Raw genomic sequence first — 19,998 nt, 5'->3', positions numbered from 1 at the left:
AAATCATTTAATTAATGAACCTATATTCTCAACCAATGTTGCGCGAGGACGCACTGAAAGATAAAGTTGCCATCGTTACAGGAGGTGGCAGCGGACTTGGAAAAGCAATGACCAGATATTTTCTGCAACTTGGCGCAAAAGTCGTCATTACTTCTAGAAACTTGGAAAAACTTCAAGGAACTGCCAAAGAACTGGAAGAAGAAACCGGCGGAAAAGTGCTTTGCGTAGCGTGCGATGTTCGTAATTGGGACGAAGTAGAGGCAATGAAAGAAGCAGCGTTGAAAGAATTCGGAAGGATTGATATTCTTTTGAACAACGCCGCCGGAAACTTCATTTCGCCCACAGAAAGACTCACACATTCGGCCTTCGATTCTATCCTTGATATTGTTTTGAAGGGGACAAAGAACTGTACACTTTCTGTCGGGAAGCATTGGATTGATAACAAAGTGCCTGGAACAGTTCTGAATATCGTAACCACTTATGCCTGGACAGGTTCGGCTTATGTGGTGCCTTCCGCTTGTGCTAAAGCTGGTGTTTTGGCAATGACCAGAAGTTTGGCTGTAGAGTGGGGCAAATACAATATCCGTTTCAATGCTATTGCGCCGGGACCTTTCCCTACAAAAGGTGCTTGGGACAGATTATTGCCTGGCGATATGAAAGATAAATTTGATTTGGCGAAGAAAAATCCGCTCAAAAGAGTAGGAGAGCATCAGGAATTGGCCAATCTTGCGGCTTATCTGGTCTCTGATTTTTCATCTTTCGTGAATGGTGAAGTCGTGACCATCGATGGTGGCGAGTGGCTTCAGGGTGCAGGAGAATTCAATATGCTGGAGGATATTCCGCAGGAGATGTGGGATACTCTGGAAGCGATGATCAAAGCGAAAAAATGTAACTGATGTTTCATTAATTTCAACCTATTTAAAAAAGCAAGCTTGCTTTCACCCGATAGCAAGCTTGCTTTTTTTATGGACTTAATGATAGTTCATTCCAATGATGTAACAAGTTCCGGATTTTATTGACTAATTTTATTTTAACAATAAATCTATCTATTAATGAACTTCAAACTTTCAACACTTCTTTCTGCGGTTGCGATATTTGCTTTCACAGCAAATAGCTATGCGCAGGAAACGCCGGCCTACAGTTATACCGAGGCTTTCAAGCCTTTGTTCTATCCTCAGACCGGAACAGAGACACGTTCTGCAAGCGGACAACCTGGTCACAAATATTGGCAGAATTCAGCGGATTATCAACTGAATGTGAGTCTTGATGAAACTAAAAATGAGATCACAGGTTCAGCAGAAATCACTTATACCAACAACAGTCCCGATCAGTTAGGATTTCTTTGGTTGCAACTGGATCAGAATCTTTTCGCAAAGGATTCACGAGGTAATGCAGTGGTGCCACTTTCCGGAAGTAGAAATGGCGCACATGGCGAAGAGTTTGATGGTGGTTACAAGGTCAAATCTGTAAAATACGATGGTAAAGATGTAAAATATACCATTACCGATACCAGAATGCAAATCGATCTTCCAAAAGATCTGAAAGCGAACGGCGGTATTGCAAAACTAAAAATAGAATATTCTTTCCTATCACCAAAATATGGTTCCGACAGAATGGGAATCGAAGATACGAAGAACGGAAAGATTTTCACAATGGCGCAATGGTACCCAAGAATGTGTGTCTATGATGACGTTTTGGGATGGAACACTTCACCGTATCTAGGAGCTTCGGAGTTTTATTTGGAATACGGAACTTTATCAGCAAACATCACCGTTCCTGCCAACCAATATGTGGTAGCATCTGGAGAATTGCTTAATGAAAAAGAAGTTTATTCCAAAGAAGAGATCAACCGTTGGAATCAGGCGAGAAGCAGTGAGAAAACAGTTGCGATCCGTCCAGAATCTGAATTGGGAAAAAATAATGCAACAGGCACCAAAACCTGGAAATTCAAAATAGAAAATGCAAGGGATTTTGCTTGGGCTTCATCTGCCGCTTTTATTTTGGATGCAGCGAGAATCAACTTGCCAAGTGGTAAAAAATCTTTGGCGATCTCTGCTTATCCGGTAGAAAGTGCCGGCGAAAAAGCTTGGGGAAGATCCACGGAATATACCAAAGCTTCCATCGAACATTACTCGGGGAAATGGTTTGAATATCCTTATCCAGCAGCGACCAATGTTGCCGGAAACGAAGGTGGAATGGAATATCCGGGCATTGTTTTCTGTCATATGAGTTCCAAAGGCGAAAGTCTGTGGGGTGTTACCGATCACGAATTTGGTCACACTTGGTTCCCAATGATAGTTGGTTCCAACGAGCGATTGTTCGCTTGGATGGACGAAGGTTTCAATACTTTTATCAATGAAGGTTCTACAGCAGCTTTCAACAATGGTGAATATTACCACAAGCAAAACATTGGCAAAATGGGCTCATTTGTACTGAATGACAGCTACGAACAGATCATGGTAGGTCCAGATAATATGAAGGAAAGAAGCATCGGCGTTCTGGCTTACTTCAAACCAGGTTTGGGATTGGGGATTTTGAGAGAGACGATCTTAGGTCCTGAGAAGTTTGATAAAGCCTTCAAAACTTATGTGGCGAGATGGGCGTTCAAACATCCAACACCATGGGATTTCTTCCATACGATGGAGAATGTTTCCGGAGAAGAGCTGAACTGGTTCTGGAGAGGTTGGTTCATCAACAAATGGAAAGTGGATCAGGCTGTAAAATCAGTAAAACCTTTCAATGGCGATTACAAAAACGGTGCTCAGATCACCGTTGAGAATCTTGGCCAATTGCCTATGCCAACTACGGTTGAATTGACCTTCAAAGATGGAACGAAGCAAGTGGTGAAATTACCAGTTGAGGTTTGGAAACGCAACACGGAATGGACCTTCAAAGTGAATTCTACCAAAGAAGTGACGGATGTGAAATTGGATCCAGCTTCTGGCGTTCCGGATGTGAATCCTAAAAACAATGTTTGGACTTCTGCACAAGCTGCGCCGGTAGAGAAAGTGAATATGAAAGAATTTGCCGGGACCTTCAGCACCAAAGAAGTTCCATTGAAACTGACTTTCACAGAAAAAGGAGGGCAATTGTACGGACAGGCAACGGGTCAACCGGAGTTTGCTTTGGAATATTTGGGACAGAACAAATTCGCTTTCGAAGATGCAGATGTTTCCATCACGTTCAGCAAAGACAAGAAAAGTATTGATTTCACGCAAGGTGGAAAAGCTTTCAAATTCAATAAAGAATAAGTTGATGATACTTTACAATCAAAAAGCTCCGAAATTATTCGGAGCTTTTTTTTATTTTATAGTTTTTAAACGCTGAATCTTTGCAGCCCGGCTTGAGTGGAAATCCTTTTTTTGCGGCTGGGAAAGCTTAGGCAAAAAAGATTGACTTCGTCGAACCACTTCGTAGGTTTGGGAACGGAAGACGGAAATAGCTGCCCAAATAATTTACAGCGCCACCATTTCCGTCACCTCAACGTCGTAACCAGAAATCACTGGTTTGATATTCGGATTCTGCGTGATCACTTTGAATTTGTTGATTCCAAGATCTTTCAATATCTGCGTTCCAATTCCATAATCGCGGAAGTTTGGGGCGATTGTCGGAAGTTCGCTCGTTCCGTCCTGATAATTGAGGAAATGCTGAAGTTTGCTGAGTGTATTCTCTTTGTTTGAAACATTATTAATGAAAACCACGGCGCCTTTTCCTTCTTTATTGATAAGGTCTACAACACGCTGCATCAACGGATGCTCACCATTTGACAATCTGCTCAAAACATCAAAATAAGAACTTGAAGACTGAACTCTTACCAAAACAGATTCGTCTGGCGTCCAACTTCCTGTCGTCAAAGCAAAGTGTATTTGTTCCGTTGGTTTTTCCTCAAAAACATAGAATTTGAAATCCCCGAAATGTGTTTTGATATCACGCTCCTCGATTCTTTCCACAAGGTCGCCCTGTCTCAATCTGTAATGGATCAGGTCTTCTATGGAAACCACTTTCAGCCCGTGTTTCTGTCCGAATTCCAGCAAGTCTGGCATTCTTGCCATATCGCCGTCATCCTTCATGATCTCGCAGATCACACCGCCTTCTTTCAGTCCGGCCAATCTTGTTAGGTCGATTGCAGCTTCTGTATGTCCGGCTCTTTTCAGAACGCCACCTTCTTTTGCACGGAGCGGGAAGATGTGTCCAGGTCTCATCAGGTCGCCAGGTTTGGTGTTCTCGTCCATGATCGCCAAGATCGTCTTGGCACGGTCACCAGCAGATATTCCAGTTGTAGCACCTTTTCCAAGCAGATCGACAGAAACGGTAAATGCCGTTTCTTTTGGATCCGTAGAATTGGCCACCATAGAATTAAGTTCCAGTTCTTCACATCTTTTTTCGGTCAGCGGCATACAGATCAAGCCTCTTGCGTGGATGGTCATAAAGTTGATCATCTCCGTCGTTGTCAGTTCTGCAGCAGCAAGAAGGTCACCTTCATTCTCACGGTCCTCATCATCTACAACGATGATCATTTTCCCGTTTTTAAGATCTTCCAGTGCTTCTGCTATCGTATTAAGTTGGATCTTATCCATTGTTGTAAAATTTTTTTGCAAAGATACTTATTTAGAACCTAAATAAGGATTGTAATAATCGATTAAAGATATGTAAAACCTGTATATTTTTTTGGAGCCGGGAACCTGCTGTCCATTACAATTCCTCGCGCCTTGCTTTCCTATCGCTTGCTGTGGGATTTCCATTACCATCAGGGCTAGGAGATGTTTGGTCTATGAATCAACATTTTACCACTGCTAGAAATAATTTTTTGAAATAAAGAGCCTTTAAAATTTGAAATTAGAAAAATTTCATTAAATTTGCACTCCAACAAAATGGTGCTTTGGCCGAGCGGCTAGGCAGTGGTCTGCAACACCATCTACAGCGGTTCGAATCCGCTAGGCACCTCACTGGTAAACCCTAATTCATTATTGACAATGATTTAGGGTTTTTTGTTATGCGTGTTTCCCGATATTCATTTTATGCAACATAATGAGATACGTTATCAAAAAAATATTAGAAGCAATTTCTGAATTGAAATCAGATTATCTATGTAAAAAAGATAATTCCAAAAATAATTGTACATTGTAAAAGTGAAATATATTGCTCTCGCTCAAAACAAACTTTGAATATGTTAAAAAATTTGCAAAATAATTTTAAATTCTAAATCTAATTTATTATATTAGAGATAATTGGTAATACTGCCAAGAGAAGATAAAATTTTTCACAGATGGAAACAGTTATTTTTAATTATGTATTAAATGTAATTTCAAAAAATGAATGCAGAGGGATTTCTAGAGAGGAGATCGAGGAAAAATTCGAAATTCAATATTCTGATTTTTTGCAAATGGCAAAGAATAGAAGTTTTGATTATGGATTAAAAGCAACAATTACTAAGAGTTGTGTGTTTTTTAGAGAACTTTAAAATTGAACAACCTCTCAGCAATGGGAGGTTTTTTAATTTTGATCGTACCTTAAATTAATTGTAACAAATCCAATTCCATCTGGATATTACAACGTTTATAAGGCGTCGCACGGCCAACGATCTTTTCATAACCCATTTTGTAGTAGAGATTGATGGCCGGTTTCAGGATTGTATTGCTTTCCAGATATAATTTTGAGGCGCTTAGTTCTTTTGCTTTATTAATGATTGCTTGTCCTAGCAGCCAGCCGATATTTTTGCCTTGCGCTTTTGGAGAAACCGCCATTTTGCTCATTTCGAAGTCATAATCCGGGTCATCCATTTTTATGAGAGCACAAACTCCCAGTGGTTCATTGTTGTAAAGTGCGACCAGGATTTTGCCACCTTTGTCAAGAATGTATTCCTGCGGATTGTCTAGTGCTTTGTAATCGGCCGCTTCCATCTCAAAATAGTTGGAGATCCACTCCTCATTCAGGGATTTGAAGGCAGATTGGTATTTTGGTTCGTAGTCAACGATTTTTACATTTTTGCTTTCACGCAGTTTCTTCTGGTCTAGAACTCTTTTCAGTAATGACTTTTGCTCCAATAAAAATTCCCATTCTGCGATGGCCTCCCAAAGATTGTACGTGGCCTCGTTGATCATTGCTTCGACAGCGAGATCAATATCAGCGCACTGGACTTTCATTTTTTCGGAAAGTTGTTTTCCCTTTTCCGTTAGGTCTACCAAGTTTCTTCGCTTGTCTTTGGATTCTAAGTTGTTTTCTACCAATCCTGATGTTGCCATTTCCTTAATGATTTTGGTAACAGAAGGTTGAGAATGCGAGATTTGGTCTGCAATCTCAGTAATGGTTTTCTCGCCATCTTCTGCTAAAATAAAAAATACGGGAAACCATTTTGGTGAAAAATCGTCGCCATACAATTCATAGATTTTCGCTGCATCATCGGTGAATTTCGCTGTCAATAGGCGCAATCTACTTCCTAGCGCCATTTTACCCGTTCTCTCGAATAAATTCATAATAGTATAATTGGTTACATAACTAGTTATGCAAAATTATAAAAGTAAATTTAATTAGCAAATTATTAATGGTAAAATTGATTGAAGTAGAGTGGAAAAGCTCGTTATAAGAATTAATTTAATCAAAATAAAATAGGGAGACCAACAAAGCGTCCCCCTACTTATTCTTAAAAACTATATATAACAGTGAATGGTATTTTTTAAGTAACAATTATGCTGCCAAAGATTTGATCAATAAAAAATCAGAGCAAAATAAATTGCTCTGATCATGGGTATTAGTTTTAGAAAATTTGTTATTAGTTTTTAGGAATTGTTTTTTTTATCTCTTCCAAGGTTGCTGTGCTAGGCAAACCTTTAACATTATTGGCAGGTTTGGCAGCTGTATTTCTTACCACTTTTCTGTTGAGGATACTTGCCATTATTTCTTCAAAGCTTGCAGTGTTCGGAATTAATTTGCCAGAGGAACCGCTGGATCTTGGTTGTGGGCTTGCTGTTTTATTTTTCTGTTCAAGACCTTGCTCTGATGCCAGCTGAGAAATTTTTGGTTCCGTTTTTTTCTCGCTTTGTTGTTTCATCATTTTCTGCTCAAATACTTTTGAGTCTTTGATGTGCTGGATGTTATCCTGTTGTTCGACGGTTTTATGTTCCTGCGCTTGTAAAGAGACGACGCCTGCTAAAAGGAAAATGGTGATATATAATGTTTTCATTTTGATTGATTTTATTTGATGCTTACTAGTACTTTGATCTTTCCGATGCCTTCCTGATCGTAGTCCTGAAGTGCTTTGCCAACAACCTGACGGATTTGAATTTTTTTCGAGTCAGCCTTCATCGCAACGCCTGAGATTGAAGATGTTACCAGAAGGTCACCACGTTTGATGTTTCCACCTTCCAGACAAACTTTGGTCGGAATCACACCGATCACGCCCATTTGAACTTTACCGGTCAATTCTGAATCGATATTCTCCTCAGTTAACAATACGCCGGGTTTTGTGGCATAAACACCAGCTACAAGCGTAGAATAGGGTTCGGAAGATTTTTCGATGGTTCTGTCTGTATCAGTAGAAATGACCAAGATGTCACCAGGTTCGTAATCGACGGTGTTACCTTCCACATCAAATGCTTCGGCAACGTCGGCACCACTGTTTTGAGTTCCATTATTAAAGAAAGCTCTTCCGGTTTTATCAATTCTTGCAACATTTGTACTTGCATTTTGGAAAACGGCAAGATTTCCGGAAGCTCCCGTATGGTTAACAAAAATACCTGTTCCAGTCCCTACATTTGTAACAGAGACTACGGGCTGAGAATTTGCTGTATTAAAATTTCTGAAATAAGCAGCTCTCCCAGTCCCGAAGTTTGGGATCCAACCGTAGAGTGCATTTCCTGTTCCATCCACTGTTGCTTCTACACCATCTCCGCTGTTTTTTGCGTTAGCAGTAATTCCGTTTCCATTTCCATTGGCGAGCGCAATTAATGCGGGACCATTTCCTGAAGCATTGCTGGCATAAAATAATCCTGCAAATCCACCTGTTCCAGCAGATTCTCCATAAACGCCCGCAGTTCCGAAGTTGGCAAATTGCGAATTGACTTTACCTTTGACAGCTGGAGATGTTCCATTGGTGTTATCTACAAAAAAGTCTCCCGCAATGGCATTTCCAACTGTGGTTGCAGTGACAACAGAGCTAGTATTCGAGGTGTTGAAATTTTTGAATTCCGCTGCTTTGCCTGTACTGAAAGTTGGTACCCAGCCATAGATCGCACGTCCAGATCCGTCTACATTGGCTTCCACGGCATCGCCATCTTTCCCAGCGTTTGCGCGGATTGCGTCACCGTTACCATCAGTCAGGGCTACTAGCGTATTTCCATTTCCATTGGCATTAGACGAATAGAAAAGTCCACCAAAGCCTCCAGTTCCAGAAGCAACTCCAAAGATACCAGCTGCTCCAAAGTTTCCAAAAATAGTTTTTACTTCACCTCGTACTGCCGCACTCACGCTATTGCTATTGGTATTAAGAAAAGAAGAAACGTTTCCTAAAGTATTGTCAGGAATATTCCCGGAACTGTTGGATTCTACCTCAAAAGTGTTTCTGTCATTAGCCATGTTCAAATTTTCGAACCTTCCTGCACGACCTGTACCGCTATTTTGTCCAACCTGCCCAAATACACCAACAGATGTTCCTGTAGTATTTCCTGACACAAAACCTCTTACGCCATAACCGGCACCATTGTTTCTCCCTACCACAGCTCCTGCGATACCACTATTTGCAATTCCAACCACCGCTTCTCCGTTTCCGGTATTTTCTCCGTATATTCCAGTAGAAGTTTGTTGGTTGGTTGTGGCGTGGACCGCAAAGCCAGCTCCAGTGGTACTTTTTATTCCAGCTCCTGATCCGGAAGTCGTGATATCTATGACAGTTCCGTTTCCTAAGGTATTGGCATTTATAACGTTATTGTTATTGGCGTTATTAGAGATGGCGATATTTGCTGCGATTCCATTGGTACTGGTTGCATTGAGTCCAGTTCCTGTATTGCTATTTGCATAAACCCCGTATCCTGACCCGGAAGAGTTTCCATAAACGCCAAGACCAGTAGGTGTAACACCATAAACACCCCAGCCTGAGCCAGCTTGTGAGCCCCAAACGCCAATCCCTAGTCCACCTGTACCATTGTTGATACCTCTCACAGCAGAGGAAAATCCACCTGGTGCAACGTTCGAAACTATACCTCTTACAGCCGCAATGCTCGAAGTTGTAGTATTGTTAGTACCTTCTACTGAAGTTCCGTCGCCTTCATTGGTCAATGAAAATAAACTGCTCGCATTATTGGTCGTAGCCGTATAAGGTAGAGTTAAACTTCCACCACCACCGGAACTTTTTGCATACAGAGCATAAGGAACGCTCAATAATTGGCTTGTTCCGGTAATCGTGTAATTGGTTCCGCCCGCAGGATCGGTCTCTGTTTTTAGATAATAACTGTTGGTTCCCCAATTGATGGCGTTGAAGGTTCCAGAAAGCACAGTTCCCGAACCGATTTCCAGACTTAACAATCCATTGACGTTCGTTGTTCCTGATACTCTCTCGGAATAAACGGAAGTTCCTGCCGCAGAACCTTGCAACACACTAACTCGTACAGCAATGTTTTGGTTGGTCAACAGTTGTCCGGATGCATTTCTGACAATGGCTTGATAGCTCATTTTTTCAGGAGCCTGGGCAGAGACCATGTAGGTTCCAAGTGCCAAAGCTGCAATTAATACAATTTTTTTCATACGGTTATTTTTTGATGATTTTAAATGTTTTGATGTTCTTTCTATCTTGGAAAATCTGAATAATGTAGACGGAACTTGGAAGTTCGGTCATATTCAATTCGGTTTTTTGCTGGAGGAGATTTCCTGATCTGATCAATTTCCCTTGGGAATCAAACAGAACGTAATTAGAATTATGGAAATTTTCCTTCCCGAAATCAACGTTCAGAAAATCACGAACAGGATTTGGATAAAGCAGGATTTTTTTCTCCATAATAGATTCGTTATCTACTTCTAGTGTGGTAATCTCGTAAGCTTGTTGTACACCTTCCATCACCTCTTGATCAGCTCCTTTTTGAGAATATGCAACTTGGCCAACACTGTAGGTTGTACTTCCGGATGCACCTGTTGCTGTCGTTCCCGTTGTGAGAATTGCTGTCTGAGCCTTGGTCAGTCCGAAAGGAATGATGATCAGCGCCAGAAATTTCATTAATAATATTTTGCTCATTGTAATAGGTTTTAAAATTTTACCGAAGTTATAGAGAATGCTGTCCTATGAAAAGATCTAATAGACGAACAACATTTTAAATAGACCAATGACTTTTTTCCCTAAATTTGATGAAACACTGGGCAATCATGGAAAGACTAAATTGTATAATTGTGGACGATAACGAGATCGACAGATTGACGGTTTTGTCCTTTGCGAAGAAGTTTCCAAACCTGAATATTCTAGGGACTTTTTCTGATTCTAATGAATCCTTGAAAGCCATAGAAAGTCAACCGGTCCATATTTTATTCCTAGATATTGATATGGCCGAATTGTCCGGTGTTGAACTTAGAAAAAAAGTAAAGCAAGTTCCTGTCTGTATTTTTATCACTTCTCATCCGGAATATGCGGTGGAAAGTTTCGAATTGGAAACCCTGGATTTTATCGTAAAACCTTTGAAGTTTGACCGTTTTGAACAGACGATCAGAAGGATCATCGATTTTTTCGAAATGAAAAACAAAGCCAGCCTTTTCGAATCCAGCATTGGTGGCGATGTGATCTACATCAAAGAAGGGCACGACCAGATCAAGGTCAAACTCCATGAAATCCTTTATCTAGAGGCTTTGAAGGACTATACTTTGGTTGTCACTTCCCAAAAAAGACATTGCGTCCTTTCCAGTATTGGACTTCTTTTGAAGGAAGTTAGTTTCCAGTCTTTTGTCCGTATCCACAGGAGTTTTGCGGTGCAGAAGCAATTCATTGATAAAATGAATTCCCATGAGATTATCCTTAATAATGATCTCGCCATCCCGATTGGAAGAAGTTTTAAAGATAATTTGAAGTTCCTGCTATGAGAAAAATATTTTTATTACTTACCATTTGTTCCGCTTTAGCCAACTATGCTCAAAAAAAACAGGGCCAGGATCTAATAGACTCTCTGCTTTTGGAATTACCAAAGGCAAAACAGGATACCAACAAAGTGAATTTGCTGAACGCTATTGCAGGAGAATATACCAACCTGTATGATGAAGAAGGAAAAAAATATGCCCAGCAATCTACTGTGCTTTCCCAAAAAATAAACTTTAAATCGGGAGAGGCTGCTTCTTATGAAATTATAGGAAAATTCTACAGTATGGAACCTGATTTTAAAAAAGCGATAGAATATTACAACAATGCGATAAAAATAGGCGTCTCTCAAAATGATTTTAAAAGATTGGCCAAACTCTATAAGAAAATGGGTAATATTTATCAAGATAATAACAATTACGCTTCTGCTTTAGAATACTATTTCAAATCGGCAAAAATAGACGAGGAGCTGCACAATGCCAATGAGTTGGGTAAAGATTATGTTTACATTGCAGAAATATACAGGGGATTAGATGATTTTAAAAAATCTAAATATTATTTGGATATTTCGACCAAGAATGCCGTAAAAGCAAACGATAAAAAACTACTCACTTATATTTATTTGTCTTATGCACATCTCTATGAGAATCAAGATCAGACAGATAAAGTAGAATTTTATGCGAAAAAAGCGTATTTGTTGGCAAAAGAACTTCATAATAAAAATTACATCGGAACCAGTTTGTTTGCTTTGGGTTTGGTTGCTGAAAAAAAAGGAAACTACGAGCAGGCTATCTTGAAGATCAATGAAGCATTAAAGATATCAACGGAGCAAGAAAATATAATGGGCATGGCCAATGCATGCAACGAATTGGGAATCTGTTATTATAAAATGTACGAAAAAAGCAAAAATGCTTCTGATCTGAAACTGGCGAAAGAAAATCTCGAAAAATCCAACAAATTGTATCTCGAAAATGATTTGATAGACGGCGTTCCGGATAATTATCTATACTTATCGCAGATCGATGAAAAAGAAAATAATTATAAAAATAGTCTAGGAAATTATAAACTCTATTCTAAATTCAGAGATTCTATTTTAAATACTTCTACAAAAGAATCTATCAAAAATCTTGAGGACCAAAGAACGATCGATCTCAAAAATAAGCAAATTCAAATCAACAAACTGCAAATTGAAGCCAAAGAGAAGCAGAAATGGTATTTCATAGCCGGCCTCGGTTTATTGGGAATTATTGGAGGCTTACTTTTTTACCAAAGCCGAAACCGGAAAAAGAGTAATGAAAAATTACAAGTACTGAATCACGATCTCGAAAAAGCAAACAAGACCAAAATGCAGTTTTTCGGAATTCTAAATCATGATTTAAGAAGTCCGGTTGTATCACTCATCCATTTTCTGGACCTGCAAAAAAATGCACCGGACTTAATTGATAATGAAACCAAGATCAGACTAGAAAAGCAAACTTCCGATTCTGCAGAACAGCTTTTGACGCAAATGGAAGATCTGCTTCTGTGGAGCAAAGGCCAAATGGAAAACTTCGAACCCAACAAGCAGTTTTATTTTATTGATGAGATCTTCAACGACTTGGAAAAGGAATTTGTTTGGGCTTCAGATGTCAAAATGGAATTCGATGTTCCATTAAAACTGAAAATATTTACCGACAAAGAATATTTAAAAACAATCATCAGGAATTTGATGAGCAACGCTGTGAAGGTTTTGCAAAATATCCCAGATCCGAAGATCTTATGTAAAGTTTATGACCAGGGCGATTTCATTCAAATTCTCATCAAAGACAACGGCGGCGGAACCAACATCGAAAAATTTAAGGCTTTGTATGATGACAAAATGAGCATCGGAACGACAAAAGGTTTGGGAATGCACGTTATCCGTGACCTTTGTAAGGCAATTGATTGTAAAATTGATGTAGATTCTAATACAATAGTTGGCGAGACCAAAATTATGCTATGCATAAAAAAAGGCTTGATTTAATTTCATTTTTGATAATTTTCTTTTTTCTGTTCAATTGTTAAAGTTTGCTTTTTTAGGAGCAAAGAAGAAGTGTTTAGCTTTTTTGGCAACGATTTTGTTTAGTAGACTTCACCTATATATAATCACAAACATTTTCGCATATGGAAGCCACAGAACTTAGACTCAACAATTTGGTCATCTATGAAGATGAGATCGTACCAGTAATCGGGATGGAAAACAAAAACAATGGTCTTTTTGTAAAGATCGATCCATACACAGCTGTAGATCAAAGAAAGTTAAAACCGATTGCGCTGACAGCAGAATGGTTTTCAAAACTTGGATTCAAGGAAGTTTACCGTTCGTCCACGAGAGTGAGATTTGACCTTCCGAATTTTTGCAGATATGATTTTGACCTTAGTTCAAACAAAATTCTTGAAGGATTTTTGTTCTTTGGAAATTATATCAAATGCACCCATCTTCATCAGTTACAAAATATCTATTTCACGCTTACGGGCGAGGAATTGAAAGTAGCACACGATATTACACAAAAAGAGATTGTGGCTTAAAAAAAATAAAAACCTGATTTGTAAAAACGAATCAGGTTTTTTTGTGTCTAAAATTAATGAAAGCAAAAATCTAAGTTCTGGTTTCTAACTTCTAACATCTTTCCTTACTTTTGTCTAAAATTATTCAGAATTGAAAACCCATTTCATTGCTATTGGCGGTTCTGCAATGCATAATCTTGCTATTGCTCTTAAAGATAAAGGCTATCAGGTAACAGGCTCAGACGATGCTATTTTCGAACCTTCAAAATCCCGATTGGACAAAAAAGGAATTCTTCCCACAGAATTGGGTTGGTTTCCCGAAAAACTGACTTCGGATATTGATGCCGTAATTCTCGGAATGCACGCGCACACCGACAATCCTGAGCTAGCCAAAGCAAAAGAATTAGGTTTGAAGATCTATTCTTATCCAGAATTTCTCTACGAACAATCCAAAGAAAAAACCAGAGTTGTGATTGGCGGCTCCCACGGGAAAACCACGATTACATCGATGATCCTTCACGTTCTCAATTTTCATCAGAAAGATATCGATTATATGGTCGGCGCACAATTGGAAGGCTTCGATTGTATGGTGAAAATCACGGATGACAATGATTTTATGATTCTCGAAGGCGACGAATATCTGTCTTCTCCAATTGATTTGCGTTCTAAATTTTTACTCTATCAACCCAATATCGCATTGGTTTCCGGAATTGCCTGGGACCACATCAATGTTTTTAAAACGTTTGATGATTACATCGACCAATTCAGAAAATTTGTAGCCAGCATAACGCCTGGCGGTGTTTTGGTTTATAATGAAGAAGATGAGGAAGTGGTGAAAGTGGTGGAGTGTGCTGAAAATTATTTCAGAAAAATCCCTTACAAAACGCCAGCTTACAAAATAGAAAACGGGATTGTCAATCTGAAAACCGATATGGGCGATATTCCATTGTCCGTTTTTGGAAAACACAATTTGCTGAATATGGAAGGCGCAAGATTCATCTGTTCGCAATTGGGAATAATGGAAGAAGAATTCTACGAAGCGATTATGAGTTTCAAAGGTGCTTCCAAACGTCTTGAAAAAGTTGAACGTGCCGATGGTGGACTACTTTACAAAGATTTCGCGCATGCACCAAGCAAAGTGAAAGCGACTGTTTCCGCGTTTGCAGAACAGTTCTCAAAGACCGAAACATTCGGATTTTTAGAATTACACACCTATTCCAGTCTGAATCCGGTTTTCCTCGAGCAATACGACCACGCAATGGATGGTTTGGATAATGCGGTCGTTTTCTATTCAGAAGACGCTTTGAAAATCAAAAGAATGGACCCGATTTCTCCGGATTTGATTAAGGAAAAATTCAAAAATGAAAACCTGAAAGTCTTTACCAACGCAGAAGACCTTCACGCCTATTGGGAAACTTTGGACAAATCCAAAGGCGCTTTTGTGATGATGAGTTCCGGTAATTTTGGAGGCTTGGATTTGACGAAATAAATTTTATTAAATATAAATTATCAACCTTCTGGATTAATTTTCAGAAGGTTTTTTGTTTGTCACACTGAGCGAAGTCGAATTGCTTATCAATAATTTCAAAATCCCATTATCAATCAATCCTTCATTTCGAAATAAAACTTTCCCATTATTACCAATCAAAATCCAACTTGGATAAACTGGTTTTTTGTTGGATGAAATTTCAACCGCCAATTCGTGAATGCCAGAATTTCCGTTCGAAATATAATTGTAATTTTTATCAAAAAATTTAATCGATTCTTTATATTTTTCAGGATTAAAAGTGATAAAATAAACCTTTTCTTCCATCAGATTTCTCAACTCCAAATCTTTCTCAACTTGATATTTCTGAACCTTACAAATTGAGCACCAATCGGTTTTCATATAAATCAAAATCGGTTTCTCCAACTTCTCAGGTAAACTATCAAATCCATAATGTTTCACTTCCTGCGAATTTAAAATCCCGGAAATCATTAATAATATGAAAGTCAATATTTTCATTAATCTAACTTCTAAAATCTAATTTCTAACATCTACCTTATCTGATAGCGAATCCCCAGAAACGTCCGAATTCCCTGCATCGGCGCATACCCATAAGTCGTATCAAAAGTATAACCATAAGGATTGCTCGCAACATCATCCACCTGATTATCAAACGGGTCAAACGGTCTCAGAATCGGATTTTTCGGCGTAAAGTTTAACAGATTTCGCACGCCTCCATAAATCTCAAAACCATTGTCAATTTTTTTGGTCAACTGGATATTCATCAATGTAAACCAAGGCGAATATTCCGGTCGGAAATCATCTGGAACAGTTGGCAATCTCATTGGTCCGTAGAATTGTCCCGTCAAATCCATCGAAAATTTGTTCGCAAACTGATAACTCAAATTGTAAGTTCCGCTCCATTTCGGTGCGTGCAATTGTTGGATTCTGTCGCCTTCATTTTCCTGATAAACATCCATATAAGTCACTCCAAGCATCAGCTGAATCGGCAAAGTCCAATTCGTACTGACGTCTGCAGAAATTCCTCTCGAAATCGCGTGTCCAGCCAAATTATCATAAATAATTTTATCAGGCTCCGAATCAAAATCGCCCACAATTTTATTATTAAAATAAGAGTAAAATCCGTTCACATCAACGTTAATAAAATAATCTTTGATTGGAATTTTCATCAGATAACTCAGGTTTGTATTTAAAGATTTTTCCGGTTTCAAATCATCCGCAATAACCACTTCCCGAGAACCAGTCAACGCCGCGTGGTCTTCCGTAAAAAGATTCACAACACGGAAACCAGTTCCAAAACTCAGCCTCAAAGTATGGTAAGGATTTGGCTCAAATTTCCACGCCACTCTCGGAGAATGCACAGATTTGTGAATCTTGTGATAATCATATCTGTAACCCAAAAGCAAGGTGTTTTTATGATTGATTTCCCATTCGGCTTCAAGGTAAAAACCATAAATCGGAGATTTCATTGGTTGATTTTCTTCCATCGAGTTGGCAGTTCCTGGCGTATTATCATCATAAAAAGTCGATTTTAAAGTTGTTCCACTTCTCAAAAGATGTTTACCCAATTGCTTTTCCCAATTCATTTGCAGAAACAAAACTTTCTGAGTCGCCAAGTAAGAAGTGTTCCCATAAAACGAATCCTGATGATGGTAATTGTAAGAATATTGAAGCAGAAATTTCTCCTTCAAAGGCAATTGATAAATTCCAAAAAACTCAAAACGATTCGTGTAAATGCTTTCTCCGTAAACATCGTCAGAACCTCGATTTCGCTTTTGCCATTGCATTTCGCCACCAAATCTATCTTCATAAAAATACCTCAAAGCAAAACTCGCCTGTCTGTTTTCTTTTCTTTTGAAATTCCATTTGTTGAAAACTGAGATTCGGTTTTGCAAAGGCGTGTCTGTGAAATTATCTTTATTCTGGTCAATTCTGTTTCCGAAATAGAAATAATTAAGACTCAATAAACTGGAGAAATTCTTGTTATCAAACACTTTTTTCGCAATGTCAAGGTTGATTTCACCTTGATTTCCCGTCATCACATCGGTCGCAAAATCCTGCGCCTGCAAAGCATTTTTTGTAATGATATTAATAACGCCACCCATCGCTTCCGAACCATAAATAGACGAAGCGGGACCTTTCGTCACCTCAATTCTATCAATCAAACTATTCGGAATTCCGCTGAGTCCGTAAACTGTGGAAAGTGAACTTACGATCGGCATTCCGTCAATCAAAATCATCGTGTAAGCGCCTTCCAAACCGTTGATGTGAATGTCACCTGTATTACAAACCGCGCAATTCAATTGGGGTTTCACGCCGTTGACCATCGCAATTGCTTCAAACATATTAGCCGTCGGATTTTTCCGAAAAAACTGTTGCGAATAAACATCCGTGGAAATTGGACTATTCAATTTCTTCACAGAGAATTGAGTTATGGTGACTTCGTCAATGCTTTTAGAATTGTTGATTGTATCAGATTTAGAAACATTAGCAGAATCCAGTTGAGCATTAATAAAAACAGATAAAAATAGTAGCAAGACGAGAATTAATTTCATAAAACAAAAATGTTAGACAAAGCTAACAATTTTATTAGAAATAAAAAATTTACTTTTATTTTAATTTTTCGGACACAAAAAAACTCACCAAAAAATGATGAGTTTAATTATAGATAAGTCTAAATTCTAATCTCTAAAATCTAGCTTCTTGATTAGCTTCTTCTGCTCATAAAAATTCTCAGAATGTACCAGAACAAAAGCATTATCGAAGCAAACATTTGCAAAGCCGCGCCAACATATTGGTTTTTTGTATAGATATTTTTGATGTTGTAAGTCTCATAAAGAATACTTGCACTCGCCAATCCAACCATCGCCAAAGAGAACCAAAGTCCAAGATTGAACCCGAAAATTGCGCCAACGACAATCACGCCCAAGGCAACAAATCCACCAATAACGATGATGTTCCTAAGGAAAGAAAAATCTTTGTTGGTCATAAAAACCGCTGCAGTCAGACCCGCAAACATAAAAGCTGTTACCAGCGCAGCCTGTGTGATGATTTCCGGTGCGTACAAACTTGCAATTCCCAGCATTGGAAGGAAAATGACGGCTTCTATCAAAACGTACAATCCCAATCCCAAATACTGCGTGTTTTTGGAAACTGAAAAAGAGAGTCTTGTCGCCAGCATAGACGCTAACCAAAAAACGCCGATAACCGCCAGCCAGATATATTTCCCGGTTACCATTGACAAAACGGTCTCCAATGGAATCGTTTTCAACAACAAATATTCCACCGCTCCGAACGCCAAAATCGCCACTGCGACGTGCATATACGTTTTTCTGTAAAATTCTGCCCTTTCGATTTCTGAAATCTGAGAAACCATTAATGAATCATTCATTTGTAAAAATTTTAATAATCTCAAAGATAGTAAAAGATACAAGAATCAAGAAAAGTTGATGCCGTATTTTTTATTTGGGCAGCTTTATCCGCCTTCCGTTCCCAATCTTTTTTGCCTAGCTGTTCCAGCCACAAAAAAAGGATTTCCACTCAAGTCGGGCTGCAGTTTTCAGTACAAAACAACAGTCAGCGTAAAATCACGTTTTGTCATCTTAGCTCAGCGAAAGCGTCTTTGCGAACTCAAAAATATTTTTAGTATAGTCAAAAAAAATATTTGCGTGTGTACTGAGCGGAGTGGAAGTATGTGTTCAAAAATAAGTTGCAATCTAATTCTCAAAAAAATATTACATTTGAGAAAAGCCAAATCCAACAAAATGAGATACGTTCAGTTAGGTAAGATTCCACCAAAAAGACACACCGTTTTCAAATCCGAAGACGGCCAATTCTATTACGAGCAACTCTTTGGAACAGAAGGCTTTCACGGTATTGCATCGTTGTTGTATCACACGCATCGCCCGACTCAGATCAAATCTATCGGCGAAGCAAAAGACGTGACGCCAAAAATTGCAGTCGAAAAAAACGTAACGCCAAGAATGATAAAAGGCGCAAAAGTTACCGCTGAAGATGACTTTTTGGAAAGCCGAAAGGTTTTGATGCTCAACAATGATTTGAAAATGGGTCTGGCAAAACCAAAAAAATCTCCAGACTATTTCTATAAAAATGCAGAATGTGACGAGTTGTTTTTCGTACACGCTGGAAAAGGAATTCTGAAAACAATGCTCGGAAATATCGAGTTTTCTGTCGGCGATTATCTCATCATTCCGAGAGGAACAATTTATCAGTTGGAATTGGAATCTGAAGACAATGTTTTCCTTTTCATAGAAGCACATTCTCCGATTTACACACCAAAACGTTACCGGAATGAGTTCGGGCAATTACTGGAACATTCACCATTTTGTGAACGTGATATTGTTCCGCCAACTTTCGTAGAACCGAAAAATGAAAAAGGTGATTTCCTTTTCAAAGTCAAAAAGGAAAATCAAATCACGGATTTCATTTATGCCACGCATCCGTTTGATGTCGTTGGTTGGGACGGTTATTTTTATCCTTACAAATTCAATATCAAAAACTTTGAACCGATTACGGGGAGAATTCATCAACCACCTCCGGTTCATCAGAACTTTGAAGCGCATAATTTTGTGGTTTGCTCTTTTGTGGCAAGAATGTACGATTATCATCCACAAGCGATTCCTGCGCCTTACAATCATTCCAACATCGATTCAGACGAGGTTTTGTTTTACACAGAAGGTGATTTTATGAGCAGAAACCACGTTGATTTGATGGACTTTTCACTTCATCCTGGCGGGATTGTTCACGGTCCGCATCCAGGCGCAATGGAACGCAGCATTGGTAAAAAATCTACCGACGAATATGCGGTGATGGTTGACCCATTCCGGCCTTTCAAACTGACGGAAGAAGCGATAAAAGTAGAGGATCCGAGTTATAAGACGAGTTGGTTGGAAGATTAAAT

At 38.9% G+C, this 19,998-nt stretch carries 16 protein-coding genes and 1 tRNA gene; 9 read left to right on the top strand and 8 right to left on the bottom strand.

What is annotated here, in order from left to right; translation table 11 throughout:
• Positions 1-14: 14 nt before the first annotated feature.
• Positions 15-896: an SDR family oxidoreductase gene (locus AXA65_RS15960; protein WP_063971064.1), complete on the top strand. Its 882-nt coding sequence runs from the start codon at positions 15-17 to the stop codon at positions 894-896.
• 156 nt (positions 897-1,052) lie between these two features.
• Positions 1,053-3,251, top strand: coding sequence for a M1 family metallopeptidase (locus tag AXA65_RS15955; protein ID WP_063971063.1), 2,199 nt, complete (start codon positions 1,053-1,055; stop codon positions 3,249-3,251).
• Between the two features lie 204 nt (positions 3,252-3,455).
• On the opposite strand, the gene ribB is transcribed toward AXA65_RS15955, so the two are convergent.
• Complete coding sequence (ribB, locus tag AXA65_RS15950; protein WP_063971062.1) at positions 3,456-4,577, bottom strand: 3,4-dihydroxy-2-butanone-4-phosphate synthase; 1,122 nt, start codon at positions 4,575-4,577, stop codon at positions 3,456-3,458.
• Between the two features lie 296 nt (positions 4,578-4,873).
• Between ribB and AXA65_RS15945 the strand changes: the two genes are divergently transcribed.
• Positions 4,874-4,944: transfer RNA gene (locus AXA65_RS15945), tRNA-Cys, on the top strand.
• A gap of 322 nt (positions 4,945-5,266) precedes the next feature.
• Positions 5,267-5,461 (top strand): hypothetical protein, encoded by a 195-nt coding sequence (locus tag AXA65_RS15940; protein ID WP_063971061.1) that lies wholly within the window; start codon positions 5,267-5,269, stop codon positions 5,459-5,461.
• A gap of 49 nt (positions 5,462-5,510) precedes the next feature.
• Here AXA65_RS15940 and AXA65_RS15935 read toward each other — a convergent pair whose 3' ends face one another.
• From AXA65_RS15935 to AXA65_RS15920, 4 genes are all read right to left on the bottom strand, one after another.
• A complete protein-coding gene (locus AXA65_RS15935) occupies positions 5,511-6,473 on the bottom strand; it encodes a helix-turn-helix domain-containing GNAT family N-acetyltransferase (protein WP_063971060.1) in 963 nt (320 codons plus the stop codon).
• 296 nt (positions 6,474-6,769) lie between these two features.
• Positions 6,770-7,180 carry a hypothetical protein gene (locus AXA65_RS15930; protein WP_063971059.1) on the bottom strand — a complete coding sequence of 137 codons (411 nt, stop codon included), beginning with the start codon at positions 7,178-7,180 and terminating at the stop codon, positions 6,770-6,772.
• Between the two features lie 11 nt (positions 7,181-7,191).
• Positions 7,192-9,735 carry a beta strand repeat-containing protein gene (locus AXA65_RS15925; protein WP_063971058.1) on the bottom strand — a complete coding sequence of 848 codons (2,544 nt, stop codon included), beginning with the start codon at positions 9,733-9,735 and terminating at the stop codon, positions 7,192-7,194.
• 4 nt (positions 9,736-9,739) lie between these two features.
• Positions 9,740-10,219, bottom strand: a complete 480-nt coding sequence (locus AXA65_RS15920) for a T9SS type A sorting domain-containing protein (protein WP_063971057.1) — start codon at positions 10,217-10,219, stop codon at positions 9,740-9,742.
• Between the two features lie 128 nt (positions 10,220-10,347).
• Between AXA65_RS15920 and AXA65_RS15915 the strand changes: the two genes are divergently transcribed.
• The 4 genes from AXA65_RS15915 (at position 10,348) to AXA65_RS15900 (ending at position 15,059) form a co-directional block, all read left to right on the top strand.
• Positions 10,348-11,052, top strand: coding sequence for a LytR/AlgR family response regulator transcription factor (locus tag AXA65_RS15915; protein ID WP_063971238.1), 705 nt, complete (start codon positions 10,348-10,350; stop codon positions 11,050-11,052).
• On the top strand, positions 11,049-13,046 hold the full coding sequence (locus AXA65_RS15910; RefSeq protein ID WP_063971056.1) for an ATP-binding protein: 1,998 nt from the start codon (positions 11,049-11,051) through the stop codon (positions 13,044-13,046). The genes AXA65_RS15915 and AXA65_RS15910 overlap by 4 nt, the downstream gene beginning before the upstream one ends.
• A gap of 140 nt (positions 13,047-13,186) precedes the next feature.
• Positions 13,187-13,591, top strand: coding sequence for a hypothetical protein (locus AXA65_RS15905; RefSeq protein ID WP_063971055.1), 405 nt, complete (start codon positions 13,187-13,189; stop codon positions 13,589-13,591).
• A 130-nt stretch (positions 13,592-13,721) separates the two neighbouring features.
• Positions 13,722-15,059: a UDP-N-acetylmuramate--L-alanine ligase gene (locus tag AXA65_RS15900; protein ID WP_063971054.1), complete on the top strand. Its 1,338-nt coding sequence runs from the start codon at positions 13,722-13,724 to the stop codon at positions 15,057-15,059.
• A 33-nt stretch (positions 15,060-15,092) separates the two neighbouring features.
• On the opposite strand, the gene AXA65_RS15895 is transcribed toward AXA65_RS15900, so the two are convergent.
• From AXA65_RS15895 to AXA65_RS15885, 3 genes are all read right to left on the bottom strand, one after another.
• Positions 15,093-15,575 carry a thiol:disulfide interchange protein gene (locus AXA65_RS15895; RefSeq protein WP_131797839.1) on the bottom strand — a complete coding sequence of 161 codons (483 nt, stop codon included), beginning with the start codon at positions 15,573-15,575 and terminating at the stop codon, positions 15,093-15,095.
• Between the two features lie 32 nt (positions 15,576-15,607).
• Positions 15,608-17,632: a TonB-dependent receptor plug domain-containing protein gene (locus AXA65_RS15890; protein WP_063971052.1), complete on the bottom strand. Its 2,025-nt coding sequence runs from the start codon at positions 17,630-17,632 to the stop codon at positions 15,608-15,610.
• Between the two features lie 152 nt (positions 17,633-17,784).
• The gene (locus AXA65_RS15885) at positions 17,785-18,468 is read right to left on the bottom strand and encodes a Bax inhibitor-1 family protein (protein ID WP_063971051.1); all 684 of its coding nucleotides are present in this window, start codon (positions 18,466-18,468) and stop codon (positions 17,785-17,787) included.
• A 373-nt stretch (positions 18,469-18,841) separates the two neighbouring features.
• Between AXA65_RS15885 and AXA65_RS15880 the strand changes: the two genes are divergently transcribed.
• Positions 18,842-19,996 carry a homogentisate 1,2-dioxygenase gene (locus tag AXA65_RS15880; RefSeq protein ID WP_063971237.1) on the top strand — a complete coding sequence of 385 codons (1,155 nt, stop codon included), beginning with the start codon at positions 18,842-18,844 and terminating at the stop codon, positions 19,994-19,996.
• The last annotated feature ends 2 nt before the right edge of the window (positions 19,997-19,998 follow it).

This window comes from Chryseobacterium sp. FP211-J200 (assembly GCF_001643375.1).
Lineage (GTDB): Bacteria > Bacteroidota > Bacteroidia > Flavobacteriales > Weeksellaceae > Epilithonimonas > Epilithonimonas ginsengisoli.
Note: the sequence above shows the minus strand (reverse complement) of the source record. Positions and strands in the feature narration are given on the sequence as shown.

Bases quoted from the DNA above. Each gene is read 5' to 3' on its own strand.
- AXA65_RS15920 (WP_063971057.1), bottom strand. From the start codon at position 10,219: ATGAGCAAAATATTATTAATGAAATTTCTGGCGCTGATCATCATTCCT.
- AXA65_RS15930 (WP_063971059.1), bottom strand. From the start codon at position 7,180: ATGAAAACATTATATATCACCATTTTCCTTTTAGCAGGCGTCGTCTCT.
- AXA65_RS15915 (WP_063971238.1), top strand. From the start codon at position 10,348: ATGGAAAGACTAAATTGTATAATTGTGGACGATAACGAGATCGACAGA.
- AXA65_RS15885 (WP_063971051.1), bottom strand. From the start codon at position 18,468: ATGAATGATTCATTAATGGTTTCTCAGATTTCAGAAATCGAAAGGGCA.
- AXA65_RS15960 (WP_063971064.1), top strand. From the start codon at position 15: ATGAACCTATATTCTCAACCAATGTTGCGCGAGGACGCACTGAAAGAT.
- AXA65_RS15925 (WP_063971058.1), bottom strand. From the start codon at position 9,735: ATGAAAAAAATTGTATTAATTGCAGCTTTGGCACTTGGAACCTACATG.
- AXA65_RS15890 (WP_063971052.1), bottom strand. From the start codon at position 17,632: ATGAAATTAATTCTCGTCTTGCTACTATTTTTATCTGTTTTTATTAAT.
- AXA65_RS15955 (WP_063971063.1), top strand. From the start codon at position 1,053: ATGAACTTCAAACTTTCAACACTTCTTTCTGCGGTTGCGATATTTGCT.
- AXA65_RS15940 (WP_063971061.1), top strand. From the start codon at position 5,267: ATGGAAACAGTTATTTTTAATTATGTATTAAATGTAATTTCAAAAAAT.
- AXA65_RS15910 (WP_063971056.1), top strand. From the start codon at position 11,049: ATGAGAAAAATATTTTTATTACTTACCATTTGTTCCGCTTTAGCCAAC.
- AXA65_RS15880 (WP_063971237.1), top strand. From the start codon at position 18,842: ATGAGATACGTTCAGTTAGGTAAGATTCCACCAAAAAGACACACCGTT.
- AXA65_RS15895 (WP_131797839.1), bottom strand. From the start codon at position 15,575: ATGAAAATATTGACTTTCATATTATTAATGATTTCCGGGATTTTAAAT.
- AXA65_RS15935 (WP_063971060.1), bottom strand. From the start codon at position 6,473: ATGAATTTATTCGAGAGAACGGGTAAAATGGCGCTAGGAAGTAGATTG.
- AXA65_RS15905 (WP_063971055.1), top strand. From the start codon at position 13,187: ATGGAAGCCACAGAACTTAGACTCAACAATTTGGTCATCTATGAAGAT.
- ribB (WP_063971062.1), bottom strand. From the start codon at position 4,577: ATGGATAAGATCCAACTTAATACGATAGCAGAAGCACTGGAAGATCTT.